The following is a 24,695-nucleotide window of genomic DNA, read 5'->3' as shown; positions in this document are numbered from 1 at the left end:
TTGAGGTGAGATGATAATGGAAACAAGTGAAATTCTAAAAAAGGTCAGGAAGATTGAGATCAAAACTCGTGGCTTGAGCCAGAACATCTTTGCAGGACAGTATCATACGGCGTTCAAAGGTCGGGGTATGGCTTTCTCGGAAGTGAGAGAGTATCAATTTGGAGATGATGTTCGAGATATCGATTGGAATGTCACCGCACGTTTCAATCACCCCTATGTCAAAGTGTTTGAAGAGGAACGCGAACTGACGGTCATGCTACTCATCGATGTCTCTGGCTCTTTGGATTTTGGTACCAAGAAACAAACCAAACGAGAAATGGTGACCGAGATCGCTGCCACGCTGGCATTCAGTGCCATTCAGAATAATGACAAGATAGGAGTGGTTTTCTTTTCAGATAGGATAGAAAAATATATCCCACCCAAAAAGGGACGCAAGCATATTTTGTACATTATTCGTGAGATGCTCGACTTTGAACCACTGAGCAGAAAGACAGATGTCGGTATGGCGATAGAGTATCTTACCCGAATGATGAAGAGAAGATGTACTGCTTGTATTTTAAGCGACTTCTATATCAAGCATGAAACTGCCGAGTACGAACACTTCGAACATGCTTTGACCATCGCCAACCACAAACACGACATCGTAGCAGTGCAGGTGTATGACCAACGAGCTAAGAGCTTGCCTGATATCGGCTTGCTGAAAATCAGGGATGCAGAAACAGGACATGAGATGCTGATTGATACTTCATCGGCTAAACTCCGTCGCACCCACACGGCTTACTGGTTGGAGCGTGCTGCAAAACTCAAACAGATATTTGCTAAAGGTGGGGTAGACTGGACCAGTGTAGCCACCGATGAAGACTATGTGAAAGCCATGATGCGCCTCTTTGCACAAAGAGGTGTGTAAACGCTGGAATGATCACGTTACTGAAAAAGGAACGGTATGTAATTGTCAATAAAGAATGAATTTGATAAAAAAATACTTTTTAATTCTGCTGATAAGCACAGTGTGGTGCTTAGGACTGCATGCCCAAATAGGTGTGCAGCAAAGGTTAGACTCTGTTGGTATCTTCATAGGACAACAGATTAACATGACGATTGACGTCACAGCACCTAAGAATGCCACCATTCATTTTCCCGCTTTGAAACCGTCGCACTATCTGGTGCCTGGTGTGGAGATACTCGAAATTTCTTCTGGAGATACGACAGCACTGGACAATGGGTTCGTGAAGGTGTCGAAGCAATATACGCTCACTTCGTTTGATGAACACCTATATGCCATTCCCGGACAGAAAGTACAGGTAAACGGCAAAGATTATGTGGGGAATACCTTGGCACTAAAGGTGGTTACGGTGGACGTTGATACTTTGCATCCTAACCAGTTCTTTCCACCCAAGGATGTTCAAGACAATCCTTTTTCATGGAAAGAATGGAGTCCTATCTTTTGGTTGAGTGTATTAATGTTATTGCTTTGTGTATTAGGATTTTACCTATACCTTAGAATATACAATAACAAACCCATCATCACACGTATCAGAATTATCAAGAAGATACCGCCTCATCAAAAAGCACTCACCGCAATAGACAAGCTGAAAAGTGAGAGAATGGTGTCATCTCCCGACCAAAAGACTTATTACACTGAGCTCACCGACACGTTGAGACAGTATATAGAAGAGCGATTTGGCTTTAATGCCATGGAGATGACAACCTCAGAGATTATTTATACGCTGCACAAAAAAGGAGACAAGAAGATGATTGATGAACTGAAAAGTCTCTTTGAAACAGCCGACTTGGTGAAATTTGCGAAGTATGAAACGCTTATCAATGAGAATGATAAGAACTTGGTGAACGCTATCAACTTTATTGATCAAACAAAGATTGAGGGTGAACCCACCGAAGAGCGCATCGTTCCCAAATTAGATGAAAAAGACAGGCGAACTCAAAAGACCAGAAAGACCATCAAAATGCTCTTAACCGCCATTGGCATCAGCGTGTTTGCTTTGCTTATCTATATTGTCTATCAGGTTTATTTGCTCATGGTTTAATATCTGGAGACTACTAAATCGTAAAATGAAATAACGTGGAATTTGTAAATAAAGAATATTTTTTACTGCTATTATTGCTCATTCCGTATGTGATATGGTATTTCCTCTATCGTAAGAAGAGCGAGGCTACCATGAAGATGAGCGATACACACGCCTATCTGTTTGCACCAAAAAGTTGGCGTACACGCTTGGTGCACGCACCGATGGTGTTAAGATGTCTTGCTTTCATCTTCATCATTTGTGTCTTGGCACGCCCCCAAACCCACAATGCTTGGGATGAACGTTCGGTGGAAGGCATCGATATTATGTTAGCAATGGACGTGTCTACCTCTATGCTTGCAGAGGACTTAAAGCCCAATCGTTTGGAAGCTGCCAAAAATGTAGCTGCAGAATTTATTTCTGGAAGACCGAATGATAACATTGGCTTAACCATTTTTGCTGGAGAAGCCTTTACCCAGTGTCCTATGACCACAGACCATACGTCACTTCTCAATTTGTTGAGAAACGTTCGAACAGATATTGCAGCACGAGGATTGATATCTGACGGCACTGCCGTAGGAATGGGATTGGCAAACGCTGTGTCACGTCTGAAAGACTCGAAGACCAAAAGTAAGGTTGTCATCTTGCTGACGGATGGCAGTAATAACATGGGCGACATCTCACCCATGACCAGTGCTCAAATTGCAAAAAGTTTGGACATCCGTGTCTATACGATTGGGGTTGGAACCAATAAAGTAGCTCCTTACCCAATGAGTGTAGGAGGAGGAACTCAATATATCAATATTCCTGTGGAGATAGACTCCAAGACTCTCAGTGATATTGCAGCAGTGACCGAAGGAAACTTCTATAGGGCAACGAATAATCAACAGTTGAAACAAATCTATAAAGATATTGACAAACTGGAAAAGACAAAGATGAATGTCAAGAAATTCTCGAAGCGTTACGAAGCATTCCAGCCATTTGCCTTGTTGGCAGTGCTTAGTTTGTTGCTCGAGTTGCTTCTTAGGAACACGGTTCTGCGTAGGATTCCTTAAAGAATAGTAGTTGAGAATGCCAGTGACCTACGATATTCAACGCTAAAAAAAAATGGTTATAAACAGATTGCAGCTTGCTGCAGATGAATACGAACACGATGATAAGATTTGATGATCCTATATACCTTTGGCTTTTAATTGTTATCCCTATCCTTGCATTGATTCGCTTGATAGGATATCGAAGACGACTTGTGAAGCTCAAGAAGTTTGGAGATATGGAGCTGGTACAGCAACAAATGGCTGACATATCGAAATATCGTCCAACTGTTAAGTTTTGGTTGTTACAAAGTGCATTAGCACTGTTAATCGTGATGTTAGCCCGTCCACAGATGGGGTCAAAGATATCTAACGAAAAACGGAATGGCATAGAAACAATTATCGCTTTGGATATTTCAAACTCCATGCTGGCTGAAGATGTTGTTCCTTCACGTTTAGCCAAGAGTAAGCTGTTGGTTGAAAATCTGGTAGATAACTTTACCAACGATAAAATTGGTTTGGTAGTCTTCGCAGGCGATGCCTTTATTCAGCTACCCATTACCAGCGATTATGTAAGTGCTAAAATGTTCTTGCAAAATACTGACCCTTCTCTGATTACAACGCAGGGTACTGACATTGCGAGAGCCATTCGTTTGTCAATGAGTAGTTTTACACAACAGGACAAAGTGGGGCGAGCCATTATCCTGATTACGGATGGAGAAGACCACGAGGGTGGTGCGCTTGAGGCAGCAGCAGATGCAAATAAGAAAGGCATCAACGTCTTTATCTTAGGGGTGGGCAACACACAAGGAGCGCCCATACCAGTAGCTGAAGGTGGCTATATGAAAGATGAGAACGGACAGACGGTTAGGACAGCCCTCAATGAAAAGATGTGTCAAGACATTGCACGGGCTGGCAAAGGGACTTATATCCATGTGGATAATACGAATGATGCCCAAAAAAAGCTCAATGATGAATTGGCTAAACTTCAACGTGGAGAAACAAATAGTGTTATTTATAGCGAATATGACGAGCAATTTCAAGCTTTTGGTATCTTAGCCTTATTGCTACTGATCATAGAAGTTTGTATCTTGGAAAGTAAGAATCCATTACTTAAAAATGTCCGATTATTCAAGAAGAAACAGTAGAAGTACGATGAGCATAAAGAAAAAAAGACATATCTTCAGTTTATTACTGCTCACTTTGGGCTTTACCTCTATGTTTGCCCAAAGCGACAGACAATTCATACGGTCAGGAAATAAGCTATTTAGAGCGCAAAACTATGCGAAAGCCGAGGCGGAATACCGCAAGGCGATTGCGCAAAATGCACAGAATTCGCAAGCATTGTATAATCTTGGTTGTGCGCTGATGATGCAACAAAAAGATTCAGCGGCTATCGTACAGTACGAAAATGCTGGGAAAATAGAAACAAGCAAGAGCAGGAAAGCCAAGGTCTATCATAACATAGGTGTCGTTTGTCAAACTCATCAGATGTATGGTGAAGCCATTGAAGCCTACAAAGAAAGTTTGAGAAATAATCCGCAAGACAACGAAACTCGTTATAATCTTGCACTTTGCAAGCGTCTTCAAAAGCAACAAAAGAAGGACAACGAGCAAAAGAAAAAGGATGATAAAAAAGGTAAGGATAAAGAGAAAAAAGACAATCAGCAACAAAAGCAAAAGGACAATCAGCAGAAGCAACAAAACAAGCCAAAAGACCGCATGAGTAAAGAAAATGCAGAGCAACTGTTAAATGCTGCCATGCAACAAGAGAAAGCTACTCAGCAAAGAATGAAGAAGGCTGAACAACAGCCTCGCTCACGGAAGTTAAAACGAAATTGGTAAGATGGTTTCTTCCTATTTTATAACTGCATCTATGAATCGATATATAAAATATACATCCATACTGTTCATTTTCTGTGTTCTATGCGCTCTGAACACTTATGCACAAAGCATTTCGGTGTCTGTACCCAGTCAGGTAGCTGTAGGCGAAAACTTCAGACTCTCATACACCATCAACACCCAAAACGTGGAAGATTTTAGGGCAGGGAATATTCCTTCAGCAATTGAAATTATCGCAGGCCCTTACACTTCCAGTCAGTCAAGTTATCAGATGGTGAATGGAAAAACAAGTAGTTCGTCCTCTATCACCTACACATATACGCTCTATGCTTCTAAGAATGGCACCTTTACCATTCCAGCAGCTCGTGCTCGTGTCAATGGAAAGGTCATTAGTTCAAAATCTGTCAAAGTAACTGTCTCTGGATCTGCACGCAAAGGACATGGTACGCCATCCATGCGTGATGACGAAGGAGCAGACATGTCTATGCGATCAGCTGGCAGTAGAATCTCTGGAAACGACCTCTTTATAAAGGTGAGTGCCAACAAACGACGGGTACATGAACAAGAACCTATATTGCTCACATACAAGGTGTACACGTTAGTGGACCTCACACAGTTGGAAGGTAAAATGCCTGACCTTACTGGATTTCATACACAGGAAATTAAACTTCCACAACAAAAGAACTTCCACATTGAGAAAGTCAATGGTAAAAACTATCGATGTGTAACTTGGAGTCAATATGTGATGTATCCACAAATGACGGGTAAATTGAAGATTCCAAGCATTATGTTTAAGGGAATTGTGGTGCAACAAGACCGAGCTGTAGATCCGTTCGAAGCATTCTTTAACGGAGGGTCTGGCTATGTCGAGGTGAAACGAAATATCAAGGCACCAGAAATCAACATTCAAGTGGACCCCTTGCCCAAACGCCCCAATGATTTTTCTGGAGGAGTAGGTAAGTTTAGCATTTCTGCCTCTATCAATCATTCGGAAGTAAAGGCTGGAGAACCTTTGTCATTACGTGTAGTGGTGAGTGGAATTGGCAATTTGAAGCTGATGAAGCAACCTACTGTCGAGTTTCCAAAAGATTTTGATAAGTATGATGCAAAGGTGACAGACAAGACCAAAGTGACCGCCAATGGGGTAGAAGGTAGCATGGTTTATGACATTTTGGCTGTTCCTCGAAATCAAGGAAAATATCAATTACCACCTATCAAGTTCACCTATTATGATACGGGGTCTAACAGTTACAAAACCATTCAGACACAATCTTTCCAAATCAATGTGAAGAAAGGAAAGGCAAACGCTGATAATGTAGCAGATTATAGTCAGACACAAGAAAATGATATTCGTAAAATAAAAGAGGGAACGACAAAACAACATGCCATTGATAAATTCTTCTTTGGCTCCACAGCTTATTGGATAAGTCTGCTAATTCCACTTGTCGCTTTTGTCGTATTATTGATTGTTTTTAGAAAACGTGCTATAGAGCATGCCGATGTGGTGAAGATGAGAGGAAAGAAAGCGAACAAAGTGGCTACGAGACGATTAAAGAAAGCACATCAACTCATGGAGCAAAACAAGCAAAATGAATTTTATGATGAAGTTTTGCGAGCCTTATGGGGATATGTTAGCGATAAATTGAACATGCCAGTAGAACAACTGTCGCGTGAAAACATCGCGGATAATTTACATCATCAAGCGGTAGACGATGAAACGGTCAATACATTCTTATCGGCTTTGGATGAATGTGAGTTTGAACGATATGCCCCTGGTGACGCCTCTGGAAATATGAATAAGACAATGGACTCGGCTATCACAGCCATTATGAACATAGAGAATGTATTGAAATCGGTCGCAAAAATGAACAAAAACGCGCATCATCGTACCAACCTCACATTACTTCTGTTCGCAATGTTGCTATGGTCAACGGCAATTTCGGCAACTACCAAACAAGAAGCTGATATGGCTTACAAGCATGGTAGTTATCAAGAGGCAATTAAAATGTACGAGGAATTGTTGAAACAGGGTGTCAGTGCTGACCTTTATTATAATCTCGGAAATGCGTATTACCGCACAGATGACCTTACAAAAGCGATTCTTGCTTATGAACGTGCATCCTTATTGTCGCCTGGAGATGATGACATCAAGTTTAATCTACAGTTTGTGTCTGCCAAAACAATAGATAAAATTACACCTGAGAGTGAGATGTTCTTTGTGACATGGTATCACTCTTTGGTGAATTACACCAGTGTTGACAATTGGGCTAACATGGCAATTGTTTCTATTGTATTGGTACTCGTCTTAGCTCTCTTATATTTGTTTGTCCCAAACCTTTTGCTCCGAAAGGTAGGATTCTATGGAGGTTGCTGCTTCCTTATCCTTTTTGTAATGAGTAACTTTTTTGCTTATCAACAGAAGCGTTTACTCATGAACAGAACAGGAGCTATCGTCATTGCTCCTGCCACACAGGTGAAGAAGACTCCCTCCAATAGCAGTACCGACGAATTTGTTATTCACGAAGGAACAAAGGTCTACATCACGGACAAAGGACTCAAGGACTGGAGAGGCATTCGCTTATCAGATGGACGAGAAGGATGGTTAAAGACGACAGAAATAGAGGAAATTTAATCACTAAGGAAATCGTTTAAGGATTTGGATATACAAGCACTCATAGAACTTGACCAGCAAGTATTGCAAAGCTTGAATGGCTCAAACTCATTATTCTGGGATGGAATGATGATGACCATTACATCGAGTATCACGTGGATACCCTTGTACTTGTCACTCCTCTATCTCATTATTAAGAATAATGAAACGATGTCTCAAATCCTTTTAATCTTCGGATTTGCCTGCTTATGCTTATTATTATCTACAGGTGTTGCTGATATTTCTATCAAGCCTTGGATAGAACGCATGCGTCCATGTAATGACCCCATGTTGAAATATCAAATAGAGGTGGTTAATAATTACCGACCACGAACATTCAGTTTCTTCTCTGGACACGCTTCAAACACGCTTTCCATAGTCATATTCATTTGTCTTTTAGTGCGAAGCCGACTATTAAGTATTTTCCTTATCTCATGGTCTCTACTCAATGCCTATACGCGATTGTACTTAGGGGTGCATTATCCCAGTGATATTTTTGCAGGACTTATTTGGGGAACTGGTGTGGGATTTTTCACTTATTATTTATTTCAAAGATTATCCCACCGTGTGATAGCGAAAGGAAACTTTATTTCAAGTCAATATACCAATACAGGCTATAACTTTCAAGATATTGATATGGTAATCTTTATTTTTGTGTCAACCTTGCTCTATTCAACATTAAAAGCGTTAATTTTGTACACATAAAATAATAAACATATTTTCCAGTGGAAACAAAACATATACACATCAGTGATTATCAGTACGAACTGCCCGACGAGAGAATTGCAAAATTCCCAATAGCGCAGCGCGACCATAGCAAACTTCTCATTTACAATCATGGTAAAGTGGGTGAGGATGTCTTTTATAACTTATACGAATACCTGCCACAGGGGGCATTGATGATTTTCAACAACACAAAGGTGATTCAGGCACGCATGCACTTTAAGAAAGATACGGGTGCACTGATAGAGGTTTTCTTGATGGAACCAGCCATGCCAGCCGATTACGAACAGATATTCCAAAGCAAGAGACATTGCGCATGGTACTGTATGATTGGCAACTTAAAGAAATGGAAGAGTGGAAGTTTAACACGAATTTATCACATTAATCAGAAATCGGTAACGTTACAAGTCACTCGAAGAGAACCAGCAACAGATGAACATCAGCCTGCTCAGGGACTTCATGCCACGCCTTCAACTCATCATTGGATAGATTTTGATTGGGATGCAGAGGATGTTTCTTTTGCCGAGATTCTTGAATCAATCGGCGAATTACCGATACCTCCCTATCTGAATAGAGAGACACAAGAAAGTGATAAAACGACCTACCAGACAGTCTACTCTAAAATTAAGGGTTCTGTTGCAGCTCCTACTGCTGGTCTACACTTCACCGATTCGGTGCTTCAAAGCTTAGATGAGCATGGTATTGACCGAGAAGAGTTAACCTTACATGTGGGAGCAGGCACCTTCAAACCTGTAAAAAGTGAAGAAATAAAAGGACACGCTATGCATACCGAATATATCTGTGTGCATCGTCAAACACTTGAAAAACTGCTAAGACACAATGTTGAAGCGATTGCCGTTGGTACAACGAGTGTGCGAACTTTGGAAAGTTTGTACTACATGGGCGTGTTTCTTGAGACTCATCCAGACGCCACGGAAGAAGAATTGCATGTTAAACAGTGGGCTCCTTATGAAAGACTGCACACAGATGGACAAGTCGAACATTTGGATGGAGGCTTGATAGATAATATTTCACCCAAGCAAGCCATACAAAATGTGTTGGACTATTTAGTAAGAAATGAGCTTGAAAGTTTGCATAGCTCTACACAAATCATCATAGCACCTGGTTATCAGTATAAAATCGTCAAGATGCTAATTACAAATTTCCACCAACCACAAAGCACTTTGTTGCTTCTTGTGAGTGCGTTCGTAAACGGTGATTGGCGTACCATCTATGATTATGCACTGGCACATCAGTTCCGATTCCTAAGCTATGGTGACAGCAGCTTGTTGATTCCTTAAGCAGGTTTCAATGAATCAATAGTTATATAACCAAAGAAAGAAACGACAATATGAAAATAGGAGATAAAGTAAGATTCCTTAGCGAGTCGGGTGGTGGTGTCATTGCTGGATTCCAAGGAAAGAATATTGTATTGGTGGAAGATGAAGATGGCTTTCAAATCCCAACGCCCATCAATGATGTGATACAAGTAATAGATGACGATTATAGCACTGGAAAAGTTGTTGGGTCTACACTTCCTAAGCCCACATCGGTAAAAAATGCGCTTACTTCATCGGCAACCGATGACGAAGAAGACCAGATTGACGATGACCCTTCCACCAAGGAAATCACTTTTCGTACACCTGTTGAGGAAAGAAAAGGTGGCAACCTGCTGAGTTGTTATCTGGCTTTTGTCCCCATGGACATGAAGGATATGACGCATACTCGTTTTGAAAGTTACTTTGTCAACGATAGCAACTACTACGTTAGGTTTACTTATCTATCGGCAGAGGGCAACAGTTGGAAGCTGAAGAGTAGCATGGAGGTAGAACCAAACACGAAAGAATTTATCGAAGAGTTTGGAAAAGAAGATTTGAACGATTTAGGACACGTGGCAATTCAATTGCTCTCGTACAAGCGTGACAAGTCTTTTATGCTGAAGCCCACGATAGATGTGCAATTCAGAATAGATACCGTAAAATTCTATAAGCTCCATACCTTTCAAGAAAATGATTTCTTTGAACTTCCTGCCTTGCTATATACGATTGTCGAAAACGACAAAGTGACCCGCCCTTTGGTTGTAGACTCCAAGCAATTGAAGGAAGAAATGTATCAGAAAGAGCCAAAAGATCATATTGAGGTGACTAAAGCTGACGAGAAAGAGAACGACACTTATGTCCGTCGATATAACGCTCGCAAACAAACAGGAAACCCTTTCCAACTGAAACATCGTGAAAATGACGACATTGTTGTTGTGGATTTGCATGCCCATGAACTATTAGATACCACTACAGGTATGAGTGCCATAGACATTCTAAATTTCCAATTACAAAAGTTTCGTGACACCCTTCAACAATATAAAGATAAGAAGGGGCAACGCATTGTCTTCATCCATGGCAAAGGGGAGGGCGTACTACGTAGAGCGTTGATTAATGATTTGAATTATCGATACAAGAAATACCAGTACCAAGATGCGAGTTTTCAAGAATATGGCTATGGAGCAACCCAAGTGACAATTCGCTAAAGGTTTCAATAGACTTTATTTTATTAACTCATAATCTTATTATGATGAACAGTGGATTTGTTAAAGTGGCCTGTGCAGTGCCATTAGTGAAAGTGGCTGACTGCATATACAATGTAGAACAAACAATGGCCCAAATTCAGCAAGCTGAAGAGCAAGGAGTTGAAATTATTGTATTTCCAGAGTTAGGAATTACATCCTACACCTGCCAAGATTTATTCCAACAGAAGCTTCTACTCGAGGCTTCCGAGGTTTCCATTCTCCATTTGCTCGACTTCACACGCCAGTTGGATGTGATTAGTATCGTAGGCTTACCCATTGTGGTGGGTGACTTGTTACTCAACTGTGCGATGGTCATCCAACGAGGGCAAATCTTAGGTGTCATTCCGAAGACCTACTTGCCCGACTACAGTGAGTTTTATGAAAAGAGATGGTTTGCTTCTTCGCAAGATTTGAAGGAGACTACCATTCGTTATGCGGGTCAAACCATTGTGGTAACTCCTGACCCTCAGATATATACTACTGACGATGGGGTGCAGTTTGGCGTAGAGATTTGCGAAGATGTTTGGGCTCCCGTTCCTCCCAGCAACACATTGGCATTGGCTGGAGCTGATTTAATTTTCAACCTCTCTGCCAGTGATGCTGTCATTGGCAAGTACGACTACCTCAAGAGTCTCTTATCACAGCAGAGCTCGCGCACCATCACAGGTTACATCTATGCAGCCAGTGGTTTTGGCGAAAGCACACAAGACTTGGTTTATGCAGGCAATGGACTCATTTATGAGAATGGAGTGTTGTTGGCAGAAGGAAAGCGTTTCACCATGGAAAGCCAAATCCATTGTGCACAGATAGATATAGAAATGCTGAGAGCGGAGCGTCGTATCAACTCTACTTACGTAAATGCACAGCGACAAGTTAACACCTTTGCCAGTCAAAGAGGATTTTCAAGCAGTTTGAGTCCTAATCAGTTTGCTATCTTCAACAACACCTCGGCTATCCATTATATTCCGTGTATAGCTCCAGAGAATGAAGCAACCTTCACTCTTGAACGGAAGATAAATCCACATCCTTTTGTCCCAGCCCCGAATCTCTTGCCAGATAGCTGTGTTGAAGTGCTCAACATACAAACCATGGCACTTGCCACACGGCTGTCCCATATACAAGCCAAGACGGCTGTCCTTGGGGTTAGCGGCGGCTTAGATTCAACTTTGGCATTGCTCGTCTGCGTCATGACCTTTGATAAGTTGGGACTGGATCGAAAGGGAATTATAGGTGTTACGATGCCAGGGTTCGGAACTACTGGACGTACTTACCACAATGCCATGGGCCTGATGCACAAACTGGGTATCACGGTCAAGGAAATCAACATCGAAAAGAGTGTAATGCAACATTTTGAAGATATTGGACACGACCCACAAGTGCAAGATGTGACCTACGAAAACAGTCAAGCTCGTGAACGCACGCAAATTCTCATGGATTTAAGTAACCAGCTCAATGGACTTGTTGTTGGCACGGGCGATATGTCCGAATTGGCTTTAGGATGGGCAACCTACAACGGAGACCACATGTCTATGTATGCGGTCAATGCTGGCGTTCCCAAAACTTTGCTGCGCCATTTGGTTAACTATTATGCTCAACACCTTGCCGAAAATCAAGACATAGCGAAGATACTTTTAGATGTCATCAATACCCCTATCTCTCCTGAGTTAACCCCTGCCAACGAACAAGGGAAGATAGAACAAAAGACAGAAGATTTGGTAGGACCTTACGAGTTGCACGATTTCTTCTTGTATTACGTGCTGCGCTTTGGGTTCCGACCTAGTAAAATATTCCTTTTGGCAAAGAAAGCCTTTGCTGAAAGCATGGCACAAGAGGGGCAACCTCAACCAAACGATGCTCTTCAAATGAAAGGACAATATGACGAGGAGACTATCAAAAAATGGCTCAAGGTATTTTTCAAGCGTTTCTTCTCACAACAGTTCAAGCGTTCTTGCTTGCCCGATGGACCTAAGGTGACGAGTGTCAGCCTGAGTCCTCGTGGCGATTGGCGCATGCCAAGCGATGCAATCAGCAGGTTGTGGCTTGAAGAGTGCGATACTCTCTAAAGCGTACTATTAGTTCGCTTGTCGAAAAAACATTAGATGAAAAAGAGTAAAAAGGAAATCAACCGTTGTGCGCTGATTTTCTTTTTACTCTTATTTCTTGGCGACTGGTTCGCTGCTATTATAAAAGTCGACATACTGTTGCGCCACTTTCACGTAATCATGGTGCTTTTGAATGTATGCGATGCTTTGTTGTTGAAGAACACTGAGTCTTTCTGGATGCAATATCAGGCTCTCCAATTCGTGGTAAACACTTTCATAACAGGGTTTTACATTGACAATTGGTCTCAACGTGTCTTCGTGCAATAGCTGGTAGTTTTCAGATTCGCCACCCCCTACACACACAATTCCCTTGCTCATTGCTTCAAGCGCATTCATGGCAGGAGTATAACTGTAAAGCTGATCCAGTATGACATCTGTTTCGTTCATCATGCGTTGGTATTGCTCAAAAGGTACACTTTCTGCTATTTGCAAACTCACTTGATGAGGATATTTCAACACGAGGTCTTGTGCTGCTTTCAACATGATGTCTGTTCCTTTGTAGATAGACCGTTCACGATTGATGCCTATGAACAGTTTTAGTCGATGATCACCATTCGTCATTGGTTGTCTTTCTCTCATCGTTTTTGTCCGAATAGGAAAGGGGATGAACGTTGTTTTGTCGGGAAAATGGGCGTGGTAGCATACCCAATATTCGTAAAGTCCTGCAATGATGCCGTCACAATCGTGTGCCATATATTCATTGAGCCGTTGTTTCTCCGTCCCCAACCAGTCCCTTTGCTCTTTTAGAGCATCGGTTGTTTGGCGCAATTCTTTGCCCATATTGAAATCGCTATACTCCAGCGGCATGTCGGTGCAACAGGTGTGAACCCAGTAGTAGTCCATGCCAAAGGCACCCATAAACATTTTTTTGTTGTGTTTGCGCAAATATTGATAAATAGGTAAGATACGTTGAGCCTTTATTTCAAGGCATATAGGGTTGATGATCTGTACCACATCATACCCTCTCAGACGTGGTAGAAGACTATACAACTTTATCATGTAGCTAATACTACCTAATTTTGTATATGTTCTTGTCAGGTTGATGTCGCGCTGATAGTTCTTCCAGAAGTCACCATTCGATACCACTGTTACCATATGTCCCAATTGTCGCAGTCCTTCTGCCAATGTCCAGTGCACATTGCTATATTCTCCTAAAAGCAAAATCTTCATCTCGATGTCAGTAAAATGAGTAAATATCTGCCTGCTTTAGTGCGTATTAGGCGTCTGAAAAGGCTGTACTTACGGGTATATCTCTTGTCGGGTAGCGGATATAACCCATGTCGCCTCATCTCCTGCAAGGCAGTTTCAAGTCGGCGAAGACTGTGCGTATAGCGTGCCACATTATAAATATAATCCATTGAAAGCTGTGCGATGCGTCGCTGCATGGCGTTTCGCTCCATGAGAGGCAGCGTGTCAATGCGTTGTTGAAATTGCCCCAATATCCGAAGAGTATCTTGCAGGCGTTGCAATTGGGTTTTCTTATTTTTGCTCGTGGTACACGAATTGTCCCTCTTTCGATAGTAATACGCCTTGGCATCAGTGATGTACAATCGTTCGGTGCGCAAGATGACTAGAGGTGTAAATTCCTCGTCTTCGTTCAGCAAGCCTGGTGTAAACCTGAGTCCTTGAAGCAGGTCACGCCTGAAAATCATGCCACACGCAGTGGCTTTCAGGTTGTGCGTATTCATATATTGGCTTCCTGTCATTGGACCTTCAATATTGTAGTTGTTGTCTTGCTTTTTGTTGCGTGTTAAATCGAACTTCACCATCTCGGCATCCTGACATCGCACAAGATCCAAACAATGTTCATAAACAAAGGGAATAAGGGCATCGTCGCCATCGACAAACTGTATATATTTTCCCTGAGCTATGGAAAGTCCCATATTACGAGCACTTGACAATCCTTGGTTGGGCTGTCGTATATAGACAATTTTGTCGAGATAAGCGTTCAATGCACCGAGGAGAGACGTGTCGGAGCCGTCGTCTACCACAATTATCTCGCAATTTTGTGCGTCAAGCGATAGCATTAGGATGCTGTCTAAGCACTCGATAACCATTGATGATGGCAAATTGTAAACGGGTATGATGAAGCTCACTAACGGCTTCTTCGATACACCTTGTGTATAAATTGGTTCAGTTGGCATAAGCGTTGTATTCCTATGAGACTGGAAAGCCTCGTCTTGAAAGGAATGTCTTGCTGACCGCGAAAGCTGAATGAGGGTAGAGTGGGTTGTGCTCCCGTCATCTCGCAGACATCCATTTGTATATTTAATATGTGTTCGTAGTAATTGGCAAATCCCTCATGTTCTGTTAATTGAGAATTTTGTAACACCGCAAGATGGGCATGCAGCAAATCCTTGAGTTGTTCACCACCAGCCGTTGCGGTGATGCCCTGCGGATTGTCAACATAGAAATACATACCTTTATCGGTGGTAGCTACCACCTTGCTTTGTCGTAAAAGCAATGGTAGGGTGTACACATCTTCAAACACCTTATTCACAGGATAGCGTACTTGGTTGAAAAGCCTGCGTTTGTACACCTTGTTACAAGCGTAGGTGTGTAGGTAGGCTTTGCTCTCAAACCAATAGGTGAGCATATTGCTGTAACGCTTTGCAGGAAAGGATAATATCTTTTCTCGTTGTTTGTTGCCAGCGTGGAGGGTGATAGGATATTCAATGATATCGACCTCTGGTTGCTCCACCAATTGTTGCATCACTTGTTGGTAGGTGTCTTTGCGTACATAGTCGTCACTGTCTACAAACGTGATGTAGCTACCTTGTGCCTGCAACAAACCCGTATTGCGAGCAGCACTTAGTCCGCCATTGGCTTGATGTACCACTTTGATGCGGTCATCTTGCTGACAATACTCATCACACAGCACAGGACAACCGTCAGGTGAACCGTCATCTACCAAGATAAGTTCCCAGTCGGTAAAGGTTTGTTGCAAAATACTCTTCACACATCGTTGCAATGTTTCCTCGACAAGATAGACAGGTATGATGATACTTAATAGCATGTCTTGACTGTTGTAACGTATCTGCAAAGGTAACTGTTTCTACGCACAAACACAAATAGGTTTCATGTTTTGTTAAGCAACTCTCACAGCTCTTTCATGGAAGGAAGGGTGTTGGTAATTATAAATGGGTTCAAGCAAGATAATTCCGTAATTTGTTAGGAAAAAATCTTTTTATAGGATCTATTCCCGTTGTCTTTATCAAATAATCCAAAACTTTATATCTATAATCTCCCTCCCCCCCCCCACATTATTTCCATGTTTTTATTTGGCGGTGTGAAAACAAATAACTAATTTAGCACGCAAAATTACATTACTAACTTGTAAAAAATATTAATACTATGACAAAAGCAGAACTGGTAATGAATGCCAACCCCGTGGTGGCATTCCTGCAGAAGCCTACGGAAGAATTTACGAAGGCAGACATCATCCGCTTCATCGAGGCCAATGAAGTGAAGATGGTCAATTTCATGTATCCTGCGGACGACGGCAAGTTGAAGACCCTCAACTTTGTCATCACGAACAGGGATTACCTTGAGACCATACTGACATGCGGTGAGCGTGTCGACGGCTCGAGCCTGTTCTCATTCATCGAGGCGGGAAGCAGTGACCTGTATGTGCTGCCGCGTTTCAGCACGGCGTTCCTCGACCCGTTCGCAGAAATCCCGACGCTCTGCATGTTGTGCAGTTACTTCGACAAAGACGGCAATCCGCTCGCATCTTCTCCCGAGAACACGCTGCGCAAGGCGTGCCGCGCATTCCGCGAGACAACGGGAATGGAGTTCTATGCGATGGGCGAGCTCGAATACTACGTCATAGACGAAGACCCGGAGGTGTTCCCGGCAATCGACCAGCACGGATACCACGAGTCTGCCCCGTATGCCAAGATGAACGACTTCCGCCAGCAGTGCATGCTCTATGTGGCACAGACCGGAGGGGAGATAAAATACGGGCACTCGGAAGTGGGCAACTTCACAGAGGACGGCCTGCTCTACGAACAGAACGAGATTGAGTTCCTGCCGGTGTACGCCGAGAAAGCCGCCGACCAGCTCATGCTGGCGAAATGGGCTATTAGGAACCTGGCATACGAGATGGGGCTCAACGTGACGTTCGCCCCGAAGATCACCGTGGGCAAGGCAGGAAGCGGGCTGCACATACACATGCGCATGGTGAAGGACGGCAAGAACCAGATGCTCGATGGCGGGAAACTGAGCGCCGCAGCACGCAAGGCCATCGCCGGAATGATGGACCTGGCAGAGAGCATCACCGCCTTTGGCAACAAGAACCCAACGTCATATTTCCGCCTCGTGCCGCATCAGGAAGCGCCGACAAACGTTTGCTGGGGCGACCGCAACCGCAGCGTGCTCGTCAGAGTGCCGCTCGGGTGGACAGCAGGCATCGACCTCTGCCACGCAGCAAACCCGCAGGAGCCGGAGGCCATCGCCGACACATCGGCAAAGCAGACGGTGGAAATGCGCTCACCGGACGGCAGCGCTGACCTGTACCAACTCATCGCAGGCCTCTGCGTGGCATGCCGCCATGGCTTCGAGATGGACAACGCGCTCGAAGTGGCAGACAGCACATACGTCAACGTCAACATACACGATGCAGCAAACGCCGACAAACTCAGTAAACTGGCTCAGTTGCCTGACAGCTGCTGCGCATCCGCCGACTGCCTCGAGCGCCAGCGCGCGGTGTATGAGGAGAAGGGCGTGTTCAGCAAGGCCATGATCGACGGCATCATCAAGCAGCTACGCTCATTCAATGACCGCACGCTCCGCCACGACATCGAGAAGAACCACGATGCCACGAAGAAGCTCGTGCAGGAATACTTCCACTGCGGATAAGCCTGCAACGGCAAAATAGATATTCAGGAGTTAAGGAGTTGCGGAGCCAAAGAGACAACCTCGGCTGCACAATCCCTTAACTCCTGATATTTTAAAAACTGCGGTATTAAACAATGAAGGATAAAGGGGCATAGTTGCCGCCCGAGTTCCTTAACATCTCTTAATTCTTTAAATAGGGGAGTTTAGAATGTTTTAATAAAAGAAATAGAGCGGAATACGGGAATCGAACCCGCCTCTCAGGCTTGGGAAGCCCACGCACTACCGATGTGCTAATTCCGCAAGAGAGCCGATACCCGGACTCGAACCGGGGACCTACTCATTACGAATGAGTTGCTCTACCAACTGAGCCATATCGGCGTTTCTTATTTAGGCGAATGCAAAGGTAAGCAATTTGCTCGACATATACCAATAGTTCAAGGACACATATCAACGAGATTAGAGTTTATTAACACTTTTAGAGAGTCGGTTTTGGATAGCTGGAATGATTACGACAGTTTTCCTCTTCATCGATTTAGTAATGTCGTAGCCCCTATTTTGAAGCTTACCTGTTGATAACCAACAAGTCGGTCAGTGCGTTCGCCTGTTCCTCTAAAGTAGAGAAGTGCTTGATATTTGTTTTCCGTTTGATAAAAATTGCCCTCTGATGATACAGGTTTTATTTCGTTTTGGTGATTGACAACGACATATTGATAGGAGTAATATCCTTGTTTGAGAAGTACAGAACCCTCGTAGCACTTCGTGTCTCGATTATAAGTCATTCGATATTCGGGTGCAAGCTGATGATGAGTCCAATTGCCATGCAGGTAAACCTCGCCAGTTTGTTGCGGGGCTCGTAAACGAAAGTGGACTATCTGATATTCTGAGGTGGTGTTGTTTTCGATGTTGTCACTATTCCTAATATAAAAACTGCCATTTGCATCCTCGTCATAAACATAGCTGGGTCGAGGCTCGTCTGTCCAAACATAGGCATGATAGTCGGTACCATCCCAGCCAACTGTTTCTATTCCCATTGTGGGATGGTTGACATCTAAGGTTTCAAATTTGCGATATTCGTTGCCACCATCGAATATAAGTGCCTCATTATGTTCCCAACGAAGTCCCTCTGGTGTGACGTATTGCGGCTTAATGTTAAATCGTTGCTGCGTCCATATCCCATTTTGAAGCACCACTGTTTGGAGTTGTTTTTGTGGATCGGTGACAGACAGGTTGCCATATCTCACAGTCATGTTGACTTGTTGATGATTTCCTCGAATATCCCAGTCTGTGTTATCCGTTACATCTAAGCCAATTTGCGCTAAAGGCTCAACAACCATGAAGCAAACGGTCAGTATTTTTTCATTGTCATTATTCGCATCGTAGACTGTCAACCGATAGTTCCCACTCATTTTTAATTGACATTCTGCATTGGGAATTTGAAGACTGTAGTGCGTATATTGCACTTTTGTGTTCACTGACTTTTGAAAACTCTTGATGATGTTATCCTCTGCAAATCCACTCAGGAAATCACTTTCAAAGAGTTGTGTGCTTGGTATCCAATTAGCTTCACAGTGCTCAATAGAGTAAGAGTATCGATGATATTCATGTGTAAGGTCGTCAAAGGAGATGTTGATGGGCAAACCTCCAAGAGTAGTGACTGGAGGGGAGAGCCAATCATCACCTGCTACCACTTGTAAAGAAGCTATCGATTCTTTATAAATTTGAGCGTTTTGACCAAAGGTAGTTGCTGGGATTGCACAAGAAATGAAGAATATACTCAACCTAAGAATTGACGTATAGATGTTTTTTATCTGAAACATAAGCCCTAAATATTACTCTATTATTTAGAATTCAAACAAGATGCGACCATTGATAAGTCTTCCCGTGAGATAATTGGGAACAGCATATTGTTGATTGGTAACATCTGTAATCCAATAATAGGAATTGACATTATTGATGCCAAACAAATTGAGACCATCCACACCTAACCAAATATTTTTAAAGATGGACTTTGTTCTTCTCTCTTCGTTATTGAACAGTCTATAGCTCATACCAATATCCACTCGCTTATAAGCAGGGGCACGAAAAGAATTTCTCTCTAACTCTTTATGCGGAGCAGCAAAGGGCAATCCGTCTGCATAGGCAAGTTTCAAAGACATTTTCCAACGATTCGTGCCAGGAAAGAAGTCCGTGAAGAACAGATTTACCGCATATTTCTGGTCGGTAGGCATGGGTATTGTTTTTCCATTCAGCTTCATGCGTGCATCCATCAACGAAAAACTAATCCATGAGTCTCTATCTGGCACAAACTCACCATATAATTTGAAGTCAATACCCATAGCATGTCCAGAACTTTTGTTGTCTCCATAGTACACCACTTTCACATTGTTGATACTATAGGGAATAAGGTTAGAGAGAGCTTTATAATATATTTCTGTGGTCAACTTAAAAGGTCTGTTGTTTACACGAAATCTGTAATCCATACCAGTAATAAAGTGGATAGAACGCTGACTCTTTGCTTTTACGTTCAATCGGGCGTAAGTGATGCCGTTGACGGTGGTAGTGTCTCTCACCTCTTTATAGAAAGGAGTTTGATAATATAGACCTGTGGCTATCCTAAAAGTCATGTTTTCATTGAACGCCGGAATAATTCCCAATGAGAGTCGTGGACTGACCACCAATTCCTTATTAAAACTCCAATGACTCATACGTATGCCGTAATTGAGTGTGTAATGGGTGTTTCCGCCTTTATTGGTGAATCGATAAGTATCTTGAAAGTAAGTCTCAATGCGATTGGACTTTAGTTGATTGTTGGCTCGTAAGGCATAAATCATATATAAGTCTTTCCCCGTGTGCGGAATACTATATCCACTTGAGTCTCTCATTTCGTATTCCGCTGCATACTCATTGATTCGTTCAAACTTGTAGGTGATGCCAGCTTCAATACGATGTCGCTTGGTGGTATGACGAGCCATCAATTTTACGTTTTCTACATGTGCTTGAAGATAGTTGCGTGCGTGTTGGAAATAGGTACCAACTCCCAAGTTCTCACTTGTCTCTGTCTGTGTAAGCCAGTATTGTCCTTGTATGTCATACTTCTCGCGCTCATTGGTATAAAAGGCAGAAGCCAGAAGAGATATGGAAGTAGAGTCACCAAAGTTGCGAGTAATATCCATGGCACCAAAGTAAGTAGTGAAGCGATCCTTTTCTTGTCCGTCGAAGTAGACTTTGAAGGATTTTACATTTTTGAGTGTTCCAAAGGAGGTTTCTCTATTTTGTGGTGTAAACTGGTAATGATTATCGGATATGTTTCCAATCATTGATACTTTCCACCGTTGGTTAGGGGTATAGACCCAAAAGGTTTGATAATCCAAAAATGCAGGTTTATATTCTCCCTTTGTTTGCAAACTTCCTAATAAATATTGGTTTGTTTTGTATCTAATACCATTGCTCCATGAAAACTTTTTTGTTCTGAACCCAACAAACGCACTGGCACCTAACATGCTGGCAGACAGATTGGCTTCAAATGGTTTGGGTTGTTTGTAGGTGATATCCAATGCCGACGACATTTTGTCGCCATATTTTGCGGCAAATCCTCCTGTAGAAAAGCCTATCTTTTCTACCATATCGGGGTGGATAATAGACAGTCCTTCTTGTTGTCCCGACCGAACCAAGAAAGGTCGATAAACTTCTATGTTGTTGATATAAACGCTATTCTCATCGAAGGCTCCACCTCGCACATTATATTGAGAGGACAATTCGTTGTGAGAAGAGACGCCAGCTTGTGTCTTGATAAGGTCTTCTATGGCATTTCCTGTCGCAGAAGGAGTGTTTTTTGCATGTTCAGCTTTTATATTTTGCGTCTGTCCTGTCTGTATCTGCTCGCCTTTTACGTGTACTTCATCTAATGTCGTTTCATCGGTAAAAAGGACAATTTGTAGTGTTAGTTTTCCTTTTGGAGAGCGTAGAACACGTTTCTTGGTACGATAACCTATCATTGAGAATTTGACAACAACCGAATCAGCAGTGTGCAACCGCATGCTAAATTCGCCCTTCAAGGAGGTAACGGTCGCCTTCCCTTGTGCAAGGCAAGAGACAGATGCCAATTCAATAGGATTGAGTTGCTCATCAACCACTTTGCCTTGTAGAATAAATGTTTGACTTTGTGCGCAAAGGGCACAAAGTACGAATAATGGTAAGAGCAGTAATCTCAATTTAATCATTGTCTTTTTAACGTATTCTGCCACGAAATATTGTGCCAAAACTTGAAAAGGTAAGGAAAGCGTATGGTATTGAACTTGAGCATCAAAAGTAGACGATGTTTGCTGTCTATCTCAGTCTTGTCCTATTTTTCCTTCACTTTCATGGTAAGTCCTTATTCAAGCCGAATGACATAAAGGCGGTATTGACCTTCTTTATGTCATTCGGATAGAATCGGCAATCATGATGAGAAGTGAAACAGAGTGCCAAAATTGTGATAGAAAAGGATTATCTCCTGAACTATTGTATAATCCTGGTCATATTAAATTCCGTGATTTTATCGTCTGGATTCACCTTAGCTTTAACCCGATAGTGGTTACTTGTTTGAGTGTTATCCACCTTCTCAATATCTTGGTTGACAGAGAAGTTGACAGAATACTCATACTCCTCATCGCCTATTTCTTTCTTTTCTATCTTGAAATCATTGAGCAGATGCCAATTCATACTTGCAACATCCTCACGATAGAGCTTATGTAGAAACAGCACCACATCATTTTTATTGGCATCTGACTTGCCTAAAAAGGAAGAAATTATCGGATTCATCAAGCTTGACAAACCTTCGGCATCCTTTTGATCAATGTATTGAAAATATTGTCTGAACAGATTACTAATCATAGCTCGTTCTTCAGGTTGTACTGTTGCGGCATTGATTCGTTTAATGCCATCTTTTGCCATATCCACATACGCACCATTGGGGTGGTCTTCCAAATAGACTTGATAGGCATCCAAGGTGTGAGCCATACTGACAGAAACCCAGTCAATAGAATCTATTTTTCGAAGAGCTTCGGCTTTATGTGGTGAATCGGGATGCTGATCTATATAATTCTGCAAGGCGGTTTTAGAGTTGCTTACCAATGCGTCTGTCCATTCTCGATCCATTGACTGAAGGGCTGAAAGGTGGGAGAGAATGGAATCTCTATGAGCGGTGGGTGCATTCTTAAAGCGATCCAGATAGTCTTGCAAAACAATGGGGTCTGAACTTGCCAATGCAAAGGCATAGGCTTCTTTCTCTTGATTATGTTGAGCCTGAGAATAGAAATAATAACCACCACAGCAAATAGCTATCGCTATAAAGAATCCAATCAACAAGCTGGTCGTTTTTTTCTTTTTGTTGGGCTGCTTAGGTGAGGGTTGCTCACCATTCTCAGATAAGGATGTTGGGTTGTCTGTGGGTGTTGTTTCTTCCTCCTCGCTTTGAGAAATACCGTTTTGATAATCCATATTGAGATGCTGACAACGAGGACAGCGTCTCAAATCCTTAAAAAACACTTCACCACACTGCGGACAGGTGGTTATTTGATTTGCTATCTTTACCCCGCAAGAAGGGCAAATGGGTGCTCGGTCACTAATTTGATGACCGCACTCAGGACATTTTATAATCGCCATGTTATCAATGTATTACTGTATTTTAGTTAATGTTTCCATTTCAAGGTCTTTTACTTCCTGTGTCACGACGAAATCTAATTTCTCTCAAACCGTGTCGTCCCATCATTCTACTTTTATCCACGAATGTGTTAATACCATTGATGCGCCCTTTACCAGTGTATTGCCACATGGTAATGTCTCGTCCATCCTTTAGTACAGGTTCGCGACTTGTATATTGGGCAATCATGATTTTATAGTTATCAAGCTGTCCCACCAAATAATGATCATAGAAGTTTGCTCCCGTATAGATAAGTGGCTTTTGGTGATAAGCCTCTTCTACCATGCCTAAAAATTTGTGAAGAGAGTCACAAAAGGCTTCTGTAGACAGTCCGCTTTTCGTTTCTATATCAATCATTGGAATCAAGTCCTGATCTTTAGGCCTACATTGAGTCATAAAATTTTGGAGTTGCAATGTAAGATTCGTTTTGGGACGAAAGAAGTGATAAGAGCCGACTTTAAGGCCGTACTTATTGGCGAGTTGGATATTTAATTGATAGGTAGGGTCGATGTTGTTGCCTCCTTCTGTTGCCTTCAAATACACATACGCATTTTTCGTGTTTTCTCCAACAGCCTCCCAAAACACTTCACCTTGATAATGGCTTAAATCAATCCCATGTACGTGTGTACACGTATCTTCACACTGAACATCAAAGTATTGAGCGTTAGCTACGATGACCATAGAGATAAACAATAATAATGTGGCAATTCTTTTCATACTTGCAAAGTTAATAAAAAGAATTCAATGCGTTAGGTCATATCATGATTTTAGCATATATTTATGATTTATCACTCCTCCAGAATTACTCTTTTGTAAATATAATTAACCAAAAAACGTGTGATGAAAAGCTGTGAAATAGAAAAGAAAATCAGTAAAGCGCAGATAGATTTTGCGTTTTTTTCATCAAAATAATACCGTTTTTGGGTTATAACATTGAGTTAAAGCAACAAAAGTATGTAGATTGTCGCACTACTAAGCTATAATAGAAGCACAAAGTCATTGTTCCAACACGCATTTTTTGCTGGTTTTGAGACAAAAATAGTGATAAAAAGCGCGTCTATATTCGGCATATTTCCATAACGCATTCACTGATATTGAGTTATAAAACTCGCTCAAAACTCGCATATTTACAGCCGAATGCAGACCTGTTCAGAAATATTAAAGTTATGGAGGGGTGTTTGTTAAGATTTTTTCTGTGTTTTGATAAAAGGACTAATATATGTTAATTAAAATATAGCACT

At 42.2% G+C, this 24,695-nt stretch carries 18 protein-coding genes and 2 tRNA genes; 11 read left to right on the top strand and 9 right to left on the bottom strand.

The window, feature by feature from the left end:
- Positions 1 to 16 precede the first annotated feature (16 nt).
- The 10 genes from HMPREF9304_RS05005 (at position 17) to HMPREF9304_RS04960 (ending at position 12,896) form a co-directional block, all read left to right on the top strand.
- Positions 17 to 907, top strand: a complete 891-nt coding sequence (locus tag HMPREF9304_RS05005) for a DUF58 domain-containing protein (protein ID WP_036927016.1) — start codon at positions 17 to 19, stop codon at positions 905 to 907.
- Positions 908 to 962: 55 nt separating this feature from the next.
- Complete coding sequence (locus HMPREF9304_RS05000) at positions 963 to 2,045, top strand: membrane exported protein (RefSeq protein WP_036927015.1); 1,083 nt, start codon at positions 963 to 965, stop codon at positions 2,043 to 2,045.
- A gap of 35 nt (positions 2,046 to 2,080) precedes the next feature.
- Positions 2,081 to 3,079 (top strand): vWA domain-containing protein, encoded by a 999-nt coding sequence (locus tag HMPREF9304_RS04995; RefSeq protein WP_036927014.1) that lies wholly within the window; start codon positions 2,081 to 2,083, stop codon positions 3,077 to 3,079.
- Positions 3,080 to 3,177: 98 nt separating this feature from the next.
- The gene (locus HMPREF9304_RS04990) at positions 3,178 to 4,203 is read left to right on the top strand and encodes a vWA domain-containing protein (RefSeq protein WP_036927012.1); all 1,026 of its coding nucleotides are present in this window, start codon (positions 3,178 to 3,180) and stop codon (positions 4,201 to 4,203) included.
- A gap of 7 nt (positions 4,204 to 4,210) precedes the next feature.
- A complete protein-coding gene (locus tag HMPREF9304_RS04985; protein ID WP_197061642.1) occupies positions 4,211 to 4,900 on the top strand; it encodes a tetratricopeptide repeat protein in 690 nt (229 codons plus the stop codon).
- A 31-nt stretch (positions 4,901 to 4,931) separates the two neighbouring features.
- The gene (locus tag HMPREF9304_RS04980) at positions 4,932 to 7,529 is read left to right on the top strand and encodes a BatD family protein (RefSeq protein WP_036927011.1); all 2,598 of its coding nucleotides are present in this window, start codon (positions 4,932 to 4,934) and stop codon (positions 7,527 to 7,529) included.
- A 24-nt stretch (positions 7,530 to 7,553) separates the two neighbouring features.
- Positions 7,554 to 8,252 carry a phosphatase PAP2 family protein gene (locus HMPREF9304_RS04975; protein WP_036927010.1) on the top strand — a complete coding sequence of 233 codons (699 nt, stop codon included), beginning with the start codon at positions 7,554 to 7,556 and terminating at the stop codon, positions 8,250 to 8,252.
- A gap of 20 nt (positions 8,253 to 8,272) precedes the next feature.
- A complete protein-coding gene (locus HMPREF9304_RS04970) occupies positions 8,273 to 9,571 on the top strand; it encodes an S-adenosylmethionine:tRNA ribosyltransferase-isomerase (protein ID WP_036927009.1) in 1,299 nt (432 codons plus the stop codon).
- 50 nt (positions 9,572 to 9,621) lie between these two features.
- Entirely contained in the window at positions 9,622 to 10,794 is a 1,173-nt protein-coding gene (locus HMPREF9304_RS04965) for a DUF2027 domain-containing protein (RefSeq protein ID WP_036927006.1), read from the top strand.
- A 44-nt stretch (positions 10,795 to 10,838) separates the two neighbouring features.
- Positions 10,839 to 12,896, top strand: coding sequence for an NAD(+) synthase (locus HMPREF9304_RS04960; protein ID WP_036927052.1), 2,058 nt, complete (start codon positions 10,839 to 10,841; stop codon positions 12,894 to 12,896).
- Between the two features lie 90 nt (positions 12,897 to 12,986).
- Here the strand turns inward: HMPREF9304_RS04960 and HMPREF9304_RS04955 are convergent, their stop codons facing one another.
- The 3 genes from HMPREF9304_RS04955 to HMPREF9304_RS04945 are packed head-to-tail and all read right to left on the bottom strand — an operon-like array spanning position 12,987 to position 15,951.
- Complete coding sequence (locus HMPREF9304_RS04955) at positions 12,987 to 14,105, bottom strand: glycosyltransferase family protein (RefSeq protein ID WP_036927004.1); 1,119 nt, start codon at positions 14,103 to 14,105, stop codon at positions 12,987 to 12,989.
- A complete protein-coding gene (locus HMPREF9304_RS04950) occupies positions 14,102 to 15,079 on the bottom strand; it encodes a glycosyltransferase family 2 protein (protein ID WP_008121891.1) in 978 nt (325 codons plus the stop codon). The genes HMPREF9304_RS04955 and HMPREF9304_RS04950 overlap by 4 nt, the downstream gene beginning before the upstream one ends.
- Positions 15,031 to 15,951: a glycosyltransferase family 2 protein gene (locus HMPREF9304_RS04945; protein WP_036927003.1), complete on the bottom strand. Its 921-nt coding sequence runs from the start codon at positions 15,949 to 15,951 to the stop codon at positions 15,031 to 15,033. Before HMPREF9304_RS04945 ends, HMPREF9304_RS04950 begins: the two co-directional genes overlap by 49 nt.
- A gap of 338 nt (positions 15,952 to 16,289) precedes the next feature.
- Here HMPREF9304_RS04945 and HMPREF9304_RS04940 point away from each other — a divergent pair, with 338 nt between their 5' ends.
- The gene (locus tag HMPREF9304_RS04940; RefSeq protein WP_036927001.1) at positions 16,290 to 17,795 is read left to right on the top strand and encodes a glutamine synthetase family protein; all 1,506 of its coding nucleotides are present in this window, start codon (positions 16,290 to 16,292) and stop codon (positions 17,793 to 17,795) included.
- Positions 17,796 to 18,003: 208 nt separating this feature from the next.
- On the opposite strand, the gene HMPREF9304_RS04935 is transcribed toward HMPREF9304_RS04940, so the two are convergent.
- The 6 genes from HMPREF9304_RS04935 to HMPREF9304_RS04910 all read right to left on the bottom strand — a co-directional run bounded on the left by HMPREF9304_RS04935 (position 18,004) and on the right by HMPREF9304_RS04910 (position 24,171).
- Positions 18,004 to 18,074, bottom strand: a tRNA-Gly gene (locus HMPREF9304_RS04935).
- Between the two features lie 5 nt (positions 18,075 to 18,079).
- Positions 18,080 to 18,152, bottom strand: a tRNA-Thr gene (locus tag HMPREF9304_RS04930).
- Positions 18,153 to 18,298: 146 nt separating this feature from the next.
- Entirely contained in the window at positions 18,299 to 19,591 is a 1,293-nt protein-coding gene (locus HMPREF9304_RS04925) for a type IX secretion system plug protein (protein ID WP_081953650.1), read from the bottom strand.
- Between the two features lie 24 nt (positions 19,592 to 19,615).
- Entirely contained in the window at positions 19,616 to 21,994 is a 2,379-nt protein-coding gene (locus HMPREF9304_RS04920; RefSeq protein ID WP_036927048.1) for a TonB-dependent receptor, read from the bottom strand.
- 277 nt (positions 21,995 to 22,271) lie between these two features.
- Entirely contained in the window at positions 22,272 to 23,417 is a 1,146-nt protein-coding gene (locus tag HMPREF9304_RS04915) for a zinc ribbon domain-containing protein (protein WP_036926999.1), read from the bottom strand.
- A 40-nt stretch (positions 23,418 to 23,457) separates the two neighbouring features.
- Complete coding sequence (locus HMPREF9304_RS04910) at positions 23,458 to 24,171, bottom strand: glycoside hydrolase family 25 protein (RefSeq protein ID WP_008121905.1); 714 nt, start codon at positions 24,169 to 24,171, stop codon at positions 23,458 to 23,460.
- Positions 24,172 to 24,695: the final 524 nt, after the last annotated feature.

Origin of the sequence: Hoylesella timonensis S9-PR14 (assembly GCF_000762405.1) — a bacterium.
Taxonomy (GTDB): Bacteria; Bacteroidota; Bacteroidia; order Bacteroidales; family Bacteroidaceae; genus Prevotella; species Prevotella timonensis_A.
Note: the sequence above shows the minus strand (reverse complement) of the source record. Positions and strands in the feature narration are given on the sequence as shown.

Coding starts and splice junctions, on each gene's coding strand:
- HMPREF9304_RS05005 (WP_036927016.1), top strand. CDS start 17: ATGGAAACAAGTGAAATTCTAAAAAAGGTCAGGAAGATTGAGATCAAA.
- HMPREF9304_RS05000 (WP_036927015.1), top strand. CDS start 963: ATGAATTTGATAAAAAAATACTTTTTAATTCTGCTGATAAGCACAGTG.
- HMPREF9304_RS04990 (WP_036927012.1), top strand. CDS start 3,178: ATGATAAGATTTGATGATCCTATATACCTTTGGCTTTTAATTGTTATC.
- HMPREF9304_RS04985 (WP_197061642.1), top strand. CDS start 4,211: ATGAGCATAAAGAAAAAAAGACATATCTTCAGTTTATTACTGCTCACT.
- HMPREF9304_RS04980 (WP_036927011.1), top strand. CDS start 4,932: ATGAATCGATATATAAAATATACATCCATACTGTTCATTTTCTGTGTT.
- HMPREF9304_RS04965 (WP_036927006.1), top strand. CDS start 9,622: ATGAAAATAGGAGATAAAGTAAGATTCCTTAGCGAGTCGGGTGGTGGT.
- HMPREF9304_RS04960 (WP_036927052.1), top strand. CDS start 10,839: ATGAACAGTGGATTTGTTAAAGTGGCCTGTGCAGTGCCATTAGTGAAA.
- HMPREF9304_RS04955 (WP_036927004.1), bottom strand. CDS start 14,105: ATGAAGATTTTGCTTTTAGGAGAATATAGCAATGTGCACTGGACATTG.
- HMPREF9304_RS04950 (WP_008121891.1), bottom strand. CDS start 15,079: ATGCCAACTGAACCAATTTATACACAAGGTGTATCGAAGAAGCCGTTA.
- HMPREF9304_RS04945 (WP_036927003.1), bottom strand. CDS start 15,951: ATGCTATTAAGTATCATCATACCTGTCTATCTTGTCGAGGAAACATTG.
- HMPREF9304_RS04940 (WP_036927001.1), top strand. CDS start 16,290: ATGACAAAAGCAGAACTGGTAATGAATGCCAACCCCGTGGTGGCATTC.
- HMPREF9304_RS04925 (WP_081953650.1), bottom strand. CDS start 19,591: ATGTTTCAGATAAAAAACATCTATACGTCAATTCTTAGGTTGAGTATA.
- HMPREF9304_RS04920 (WP_036927048.1), bottom strand. CDS start 21,994: ATGATTAAATTGAGATTACTGCTCTTACCATTATTCGTACTTTGTGCC.
- HMPREF9304_RS04915 (WP_036926999.1), bottom strand. CDS start 23,417: ATGGCGATTATAAAATGTCCTGAGTGCGGTCATCAAATTAGTGACCGA.
- HMPREF9304_RS04910 (WP_008121905.1), bottom strand. CDS start 24,171: ATGAAAAGAATTGCCACATTATTATTGTTTATCTCTATGGTCATCGTA.